The 540-nt window shown below is 44.6% G+C and carries 1 pseudogene; it reads right to left on the bottom strand.

The window, feature by feature from the left end:
- Window positions 1-177: 177 nt before the first annotated feature.
- A pseudogene (locus R8O11_RS30650) lies at window positions 178-540 on the bottom strand (histidine phosphatase family protein); the annotation flags it as partial.

The raw sequence follows: 540 nt of genomic DNA, 5'->3' as shown, positions 1-540 counted from the left end.
TATCGTTTGCGGGTGGAGGGGTGAAGGGGAGAGTAGTTTGGAGGCTGCAGATCAATTGGTTTTGACGTACAACCAAACATCGCGATCAAACATAACAACATCCATGCTGTTATAGATTTCATTTTTAACTCCAATAGCGATTACTCATTGATTTTACTCTATAAGATTGAAAATCGATCACAGACGAAAGATTTTAGAATCTCCGCAAGCCAACCCTTGTTCCTGATAACCTTGCAAAGCTTCAAAAACATTGAAATGACTGACGACAATAACTTTGTCCTATTGTCTGTACCTTTCCAAAACCGCCACCGTTCGTGCTTTTAACGCTGTCACATGCTCATAGCGCTCGTCGCTCATCGGCAGTCTTAGTTTTAGCAACTCGCGATATTCGTGCCAACGCCGGTCTCGCTCAGCCAACGAAATATAACCACCAGAAGTATCCGCCCGCCACTCTCTCAGATCGTGTTCGACAAACAATTCAAATCCATGACGACGGTTAAGGATCTCCGCCGTTTGGAGCGCTCTCGTATATGGTGAACA

The organism is Vibrio sp. 1288 (genome assembly GCF_033344475.1).
The sequence above is the reverse complement of the archived record's forward strand: the minus strand, read 5'-3'. Positions and strand labels throughout refer to the sequence as shown.